The organism is Paenibacillus alginolyticus DSM 5050 = NBRC 15375 (assembly GCF_000422905.1).
GTDB lineage: Bacteria > Bacillota > Bacilli > Paenibacillales > NBRC-103111 > Paenibacillus_E > Paenibacillus_E alginolyticus.
The window spans coordinates 1-6,972 of sequence record NZ_AUGY01000179.1; the positions used below are offsets into that span (position 1 = coordinate 1).

6 protein-coding genes are annotated in these 6,972 nt (G+C 48.7%); all 6 read right to left on the reverse strand.

Translation table 11 applies throughout. The features are described 5' to 3' along the window. Positions 1-395: 395 nt before the first annotated feature. On the reverse strand, positions 396-1,898 hold the full coding sequence (locus tag G519_RS0137270) for a sensor histidine kinase (RefSeq protein ID WP_029198879.1): 1,503 nt from the start codon (positions 1,896-1,898) through the stop codon (positions 396-398). After that, positions 1,895-2,578, reverse strand: a complete 684-nt coding sequence (locus tag G519_RS0137275) for a response regulator transcription factor (protein ID WP_029198880.1) — start codon at positions 2,576-2,578, stop codon at positions 1,895-1,897. Before G519_RS0137275 ends, G519_RS0137270 begins: the two co-directional genes overlap by 4 nt. Before the next feature lie 163 nt (positions 2,579-2,741). Then, positions 2,742-3,644, reverse strand: a complete 903-nt coding sequence (gene galU / locus G519_RS0137280) for a UTP--glucose-1-phosphate uridylyltransferase GalU (protein WP_029198881.1) — start codon at positions 3,642-3,644, stop codon at positions 2,742-2,744. Between the two features lies 1 nt (position 3,645). Continuing rightward, positions 3,646-4,050, reverse strand: a complete 405-nt coding sequence (locus G519_RS0137285; protein WP_029198882.1) for a GtrA family protein — start codon at positions 4,048-4,050, stop codon at positions 3,646-3,648. Next, complete coding sequence (locus G519_RS0137290) at positions 4,047-5,015, reverse strand: glycosyltransferase family 2 protein (RefSeq protein ID WP_029198883.1); 969 nt, start codon at positions 5,013-5,015, stop codon at positions 4,047-4,049. The genes G519_RS0137285 and G519_RS0137290 overlap by 4 nt, the downstream gene beginning before the upstream one ends. Positions 5,016-5,045: 30 nt before the next feature. After that, positions 5,046-6,680, reverse strand: a complete 1,635-nt coding sequence (locus tag G519_RS46545) for a mannosyltransferase YkcB-related protein (protein ID WP_051254068.1) — start codon at positions 6,678-6,680, stop codon at positions 5,046-5,048. Between the last annotated feature and the right edge of the window lie 292 nt (positions 6,681-6,972).

The following is a 6,972-nucleotide window of genomic DNA, read 5'->3' on the forward strand; positions in this document are numbered from 1 at the left end:
TAATTTTGTCGATCGGGTGCGCCTAACGAACTCTTTTTTGCTAATGCTGAGTAAATTTTGGGCATGTCGATTGTGTCGAAAATGGTGGCATATTTCTGCTCAGGTTGTAAATTGAATAGGTCTTGCAGGGAAAACAGGCTTTGCTGCCGAATCAAATACATTAGGAGAACTCCCTTCTCTTCTAGTGTTTGGTGGTACTTACACTTTCGATTAGATGGGGAGGTTCTCCTTTTTGCATCCTCCAGAAACCCTTATCTGGCGTGGGTTTTGAATTGTGAAACTTACTCCTGAAGACCCTAATTCTTAACTGCGTGAGCATTACTCCAGCTAAAAACATCCTATAAATCAAAAAAAGCCCCACCCCGACATCAAGTCGAGATAAGGCTCCTTTCATTCTATGGAAGCAGCAGCACTTTAAATGTACTGCCTTCACCTACAGTGCTATGAACCTCAATCGTTCCCCCATGCAGCTCCACAATGGAACGGGTGATGGATAATCCCAATCCTGCGCCGCCGCTCCTGCGCGCCCTCGAGGAATCGATTCGGTAGAACCGATCAAACAAATGTGGGAGATGTTCAGGTGCAATCCCTGGCCCATTGTCATGAACAGCAATTTCAACACCTGCATCGGTCTTTGCTAGCGAAAGTCCTAGTTCACCAGTCAAAGGATGCGTATGCTGAACGGCGTTGTGAAACAAATTGAGGACGACCTGTTTGATTTTATCCGGATCATACAGACAACGGATCTGGGGTTCCAATGTAAACTTAACGGTTCTGTCTCCTGCCAGTAGACGAAGCTGGGGCTCCATCTCATGCAGCATCTCATCGAGCAGCCCTTCCGACTTCTGAAAAGATGGCGTTCGATCCAATCTAGCAAGCAGCAGCAGGTCTTCAACCAGCTTATTAATGCGCACGGATTCACCGTGCATGCTCTTCAGCGCTTTCAGCAGTTGTTCCGGTTGTTGATACGCTCCGCGAAGCAGTACTTCCAGAAAGCCATGAATGGAAGTTAGCGGTGTACGAAGCTCGTGCGAGGCATCTGCAGCGAAGCGGCGCATTTGCTCTTTGGCCTCTTTTTCCGCCTCAAAAGAAAACTCCAGTCGCTCCAGCATACTATTGAAAGAAGTCGATAACCGGTCAATCTCCACCTGCCCCTGATGCGCAGGGAACCGCTCGCCCAGATTACCTGAATCGATTTGTTTCACGGTATCCACCATATTAGAAAGTGGCACCAACGTCCGCCTTAGCACGGGCAAGAAGCCAAGCAGCCCTACAACCAATGCTGTCATGGACAACAGTAGAAAGGTGAACAACTGACGGAGCAGCAAAGCTTTGATCGGTGCTGTGCTCGTACTCGCCTGAATAAGTCCTTGTACGCCTTGGGATCTCTCTCGAATTGGATGAAAGACAATCAACTGTTCATTGCCATCCTTATCCTTCATGATTCGGTAGCCCGGCTTCTCTTTCGATTTCAATAATTCCTGATATTCCTCCTTCGTAAGCTGAAAAGGGGAGGTTACATTTTCTGAAGACAACTGCTTGTAAGTCCCTTCACTATCGATCAAAGCAATGGATAAATCAGGAACAAAAATTCGGGGAAACTCTCCTCCCGTATTGTCCGAACGGTTACTCCCATTAGAGTCTCGTCTGGGTATAAAAGGATTCTGGCCTCGATCCGGAAAATCCCCTGCTCGCTGCCACGTACTAGGAGGTAACGTCGCAAGCTGGTTGCGAATCGTCTCCGACTTGTTCTTATACATAAATTGCTGCATGAAAATGTATTGGAACACGCCAATCAGCAGCAATAACACTGACATCACCAACAAAGACCGCGAGAGTAACTGGAATTTCAGCGAACCGGTAACAAAATGCTCGGCAAACCGGCCCCGCCTTTTCATGTTAAATCCATCCGATAACCGGCGCCGCGAATCGTGCGGATCAGCTTATGTTCTTTATCGCCCAGCTTATCGCGCAAGGAGCGAATGTACACCTCGACGATGTTCTCTTCGCCACCGAAGTCATAGCCCCATACTTTATCGAGAATCATCGATTTGCTTAATACAAGTCCGTGGTTAATCGACATAAATTTGAGTAGCTCATATTCCGTAGGAGATAGCTCCAGCACGTTGTCATGCAGGCTAATTTCCTTGCGTCGGTCATCCATGCGTAGTGGTCCAATGATTACTTCACCGAACAAGTTTGGAAAATGGTTGCGAATCCGTGCATAGATACGAGCAAGCAGCTCCTCAAAGCTGAACGGCTTAATCATATAATCATCGGCCCCAAGCGTGAGTCCCTTGACCCGGTCATCGACTTCATCCTTAGCCGTAAGCATGATAACTGCGACATTTTCTGTCTTCTTAATCATTCGACAAACTTCGAACCCGTCCATCCCCGGCATCATCACATCCAGAATAGCGATATGCGGCTGAAACTTATTGCAAGCTGTGATTGCACTAATCCCGTCCTGAGCCGTCATAACCTCAAACCCTTCATTCGCTAAACCCAACTCCAGAAACTCTAAAATATGAGGCTCGTCATCAACGAGCAGAATTTTAATACCTTTTAATTGGCGCATAGTTTAATCCCCCCGAAGTTCATTGTACACGTTTTCTACAACCAGTATCCCATATCCTCCCTAAAAGCAATCTGAGCAGTTGCTGAAAGGTTGCTGAATGTTGACTTCCAAACGAATAAGCCGGACCCTGAGCGGATCCGACTTCTTACCCCTGCCTATTCCGTTACACGACTCGCCTTCGCAACTTCCCCTTCCCCAACTCTTTCTGCAAAAGAATATCCAGATACGCCAGCAGCTGCGGGCGAAGCTCCTCTCTTTGAAGACCCAGCTCCACAATCGCCTTCATATAGCCGAATTTATCTCCGATATCGTAGCGATCTCCTTTGAGTTCAAGCGCCATCAGCCCTTCCTGCAGACACATCTTGTGCAGAGCGTCCGTCAGCTGATACTCGTTCCCCGTTCCTCGCTCAATCGTTTGCAGCACTTCGAATATGGATGGTTTCAAAATGTACCTGCCCATAATCGCCATGTTCGATGGCGCTTTATTCGGAGAAGGCTTTTCCACCAAGTCGCTGACTTGGTACGTACGATTATGCTGCGCGCCTGCTGCGATAATTCCGTATTTGCTCACATCAGATTGCGGAACCTGCTGCACACCGACAACCTGCTTGTTTGTTGCTTTAAAAACCTGCATCATCTCCAGCAAAGATGAAGTCTCGGAATGCATAATGTCATCCCCGAGCAGTACTGCAAAAGGTTCGTCTCCGATAAAAGGCTCGGCACAAAGAATGGCATGACCCAGCCCAAGCGGCTCCTTTTGACGAATATAATGGATATTAGCCATGTTCGAAATGCTTTGAATTTCTCTCAGCAGGTCCAACTTCTCCTTCTCGAATAGCATCTGCTCCAATTCAACGGACTTGTCAAAATGGTCCTCAATAGACTTTTTATTGCGGCCAGTGACGATCAAGATGCTTTCAATACCGGCTTGTACTGCCTCTTCGACAATATATTGGATGGCCGGCTTATCGACAATGGGCAGCATTTCTTTTGGCTGTGCTTTCGTCGCTGGCAATATTCTTGTCCCAAGCCCCGCTGCTGGTATGACGGCTTTTTTAATTTTCATCTTATACCACTCCTTTTTCCATTGTTTTCGAAGGGGTGAATACCCACTTGCGGCTTCCTATATAGTTGAAAACAACACCTGATCCTGTCGCTGCGAGCTTACTACACCAAATAGGCCAAGCCAGATGCTCCGTAAAGCTGACGAACAACCCCGAAGTCATCAGCATCAAAACGGCGCTCAGACTTATGAACTTGAGAAATTGTCGCTTGTTGTCACCGCTTGCCTGAAAGGTCCACGACCGATTCATGAAATAGCCATTCAGCACCCCGCTTGTATACGAAATGCCCTGTGCCAGCAGATGCGGCCAACCCAAGAGGATGAGGAGCGTAAACACAGCGAAATCAATGCCTGTATTCACCGCTCCAACCAGCCCGAACTTCATCCATTGCGTCACGAGTCTGTTCATACGATTCTCTTGATTCTTCGTTCATTTTTCTTCATGCCGTGACAATCGCGAACGATATATAAAGGGCGGCCTTTGGATTCATCATAAATGCGTCCAATGTATTCACCGACTAGGCCAAGAATGATCAGGATAAAGCCGCTCAATAAGAGCTGCATAACGGCAATTCCATTCCAGCCTGCCACAGCTGTTTCTGTGAATAGTTTGAGATAAATGATGACTACTAAGTAAGCCAGCCCCGAAATAGAAAGCATACCCCCCAGATTGGTAGCCAACTTCAATGGTTTGGTCGAAAAAGAAGTGATACCGTCCATGGACAGCTTGAGCATTTTCTTGAGTGGATACTTGGTTTCCCCGGCGGCACGCTCATCTCGCACATATTCGACGGCTGTTTGGCGGAAGCCGACCCAAGATACAAGGCCGCGGACGAAGCGGTTCTTCTCCGTTAACCGGCTCATTTCATCGCACACTTTGCGGTCCATGAGGCGGAAATCACCTGTATCCACAGGGATGGCAATATCCGTAGACGCCTGCAAGATGCGGTAGAACAAATGCGCCGTCTGCTTCTTGAAGAAGGTCTCACCCTTGCGCTGCGTACGCTTGGCGTAGACGACGTCATACCCTTCTTTCCACTTCGCAATCATCTCTTGGATGAGCTCGGGCGGATCTTGGAGATCGGCGTCAATGACGACAACCGCATCTCCACTTGCATAATCCATGCCCGCTGTAATAGCGATTTGATGACCGAAGTTACGTGAGAAATTAATGAGTTTTACGCGTTTATCTATTTCACTGAAGCCTTGGATGATCGCGGCTGAATTGTCGCGACTTCCGTCGTTGACGAACAGAAGCTCATATGAGGCGTCGGTTCGGTTCATCACTTGCTTCAATCGCTGGTATGTTTCTTGAATAACAGCTTCTTCATTGAATACAGGAATGACAACAGAATATCGTACAGACTCAGTCATAGGGTTTCCTCCTTCATTTTTGCTTTTGAATTAAAGGGAATCAACATTGATTTCGTAGAGCGTTCCGGAACCATTCATGCCTCCGCCCATAGGTCTGTCTTGTCCGTCCCGACCATCTTGGCCATCTCGGCGGTCACTCGTGCCACCATCTCTTTGCTGACTTTGCGCTTGCCCATCTTGCGTTGAGACTTGCCCTTGCTCAGCTTGCTGCGTTTGTGCGGCTTCCGACTGGTACTCACTCTTCGGAATTTCGGTGCTATGCGCTTTGATCCAAGTCGTTAATTCCGAGCTGGTACCGCCGCCGCCACCAAACCCGCCAGAAGAGATCAGGAAGTATTTAATTTCTTTGTTCTGAACCATTGCTTTCAGCTTATCTACCGTAAGAATCGGGTCAGAGCCTGAGAATCCACCCATCGCCATCACTGCTTTGCCGGTTTTTATAATATAAGAAGAAGCTTCCGTCGCTCTAGAGACAGCGAACAAGTACGTCTCTCCTGTGTTGTTTTTGGTTACGTAATCTAACAGTTTCGTGTTCACTTCGCTTGATCCCCCCATGCGGGAGCCGCCCATTCCTGAGCCTTGCTTCAAATTTGGTCCAGCTTCAGGAAGCATGCTGTTTCCGCCATAAAGGAGCGGTGTGGCAGCCCAATACAGCGGCACTGCAAGCAAAGCCAACAATCCGAGAATAGCTGCCGTATGAGCAAACTTCTCTTTCTTAGCCGCGAGCACAAGAATCAGGACTGCAGCCGCTCCGGCCGTGCCTACACCGATTGCCCATCCAGCGCCAATTTGACCCTTATAAGGCGTGATAATGTACATTTCGAAAGCTGTCGTCACCGCGATTGCTGCGGGTAACAGCCACATTTTCCAAGAAGCTCTCTCACGGTAAAGGTTCCAAAGCTCGGTCCAACCAGCTCCCACTAAAGCCGAGATCGGCGCGGCCAACATGATCAAATAGTACTGATGGAAAAAGCCTGCAACACTGAAGAACGCCGCTGCTGGGAGCAGCCATGCTAACCAGAATAAAGTTTCAAACTGTTTGGCAGTCAATGGTTTTTTTCTGCGAATCCCTACTAATAGCGCGAGAACGCCGAAAGCTGCGAAAGGAATGAGCCAGCTGATTTGACCGGATAGTGCCGATTGGAACAATCGCAGAGGCCCTGCCCTTCCGGTATTGAATGCACCACCGCCACCGCCCTTACCACCTGGGGCTCCGCCGGGTCCACCGCCATCCGGGAATCCTCCGGGACCGCCCTGACCGTCGCCTGAAACGACTTGGCCATCAGTGCTAGGCATCTGACCGTCTTGGGTAAAAGCATTACTGCTTGCAGCATTCGTTCCGTCTTGAGCGCCGCCATCTCCTTGCGGCATTTGACCGCCGTCCGGTCTCGCGCCTCCTCCACCACCAGGTCCTTTATTACCCGTCAAACGAGATACACCGTTATAGCCAAAGGCAAGCTCCAGCACAGAATTCGTCTGACTGCTTCCCATATAAGGACGTTTGTCCGCCGGGATCGAATCTACGATGACTGCCCATGATAAAGATAGGGCGATAAGTGCAGCCGAAGCGCCTGTAAGCACCTTCAGCTTGCTTTTCCAACTCACTTTACTTGCAAAAATGTAGAACAAATAGAAAGCCGGAATGACTGAATATTTCGGTGCCATAGAGCCATCGAGTTAATGAGTGAGAGCCACCACGTTAATCTATTAGAGCCACTATGTTAGTAGAGAGAGCCGCCCCGTTGGTAGAATGTACAGATGTGCGTCTGCCTAGCAAGTGCACAAATACCAACGGGAGGTCATCAAAATGACCAAGTATCGAGAAATTTTAAGGCTCAATAGCATGGGGCTGAGTCAGCGCAGTATCGCTTCGAGTATTCAATGCTCACGCAACACCGTCTCCGAGGTGTTACAACGTGCAAACGAAAAGGAGCTATCATGGCCACTACCGGAGGAT

What these genes read in the sequence shown, in the direction of transcription:
- G519_RS0137270 (WP_029198879.1), bottom strand. Translation starts at nt 1,898, where the DNA reads ATGAAAAGGCGGGGCCGGTTTGCCGAGCATTTTGTTACCGGTTCGCTG.
- G519_RS0137275 (WP_029198880.1), bottom strand. Translation starts at nt 2,578, where the DNA reads ATGCGCCAATTAAAAGGTATTAAAATTCTGCTCGTTGATGACGAGCCT.
- galU (WP_029198881.1), bottom strand. Translation starts at nt 3,644, where the DNA reads ATGAAAATTAAAAAAGCCGTCATACCAGCAGCGGGGCTTGGGACAAGA.
- G519_RS0137285 (WP_029198882.1), bottom strand. Translation starts at nt 4,050, where the DNA reads ATGAACAGACTCGTGACGCAATGGATGAAGTTCGGGCTGGTTGGAGCG.
- G519_RS0137290 (WP_029198883.1), bottom strand. Translation starts at nt 5,015, where the DNA reads ATGACTGAGTCTGTACGATATTCTGTTGTCATTCCTGTATTCAATGAA.
- G519_RS46545 (WP_051254068.1), bottom strand. Translation starts at nt 6,680, where the DNA reads ATGGCACCGAAATATTCAGTCATTCCGGCTTTCTATTTGTTCTACATT.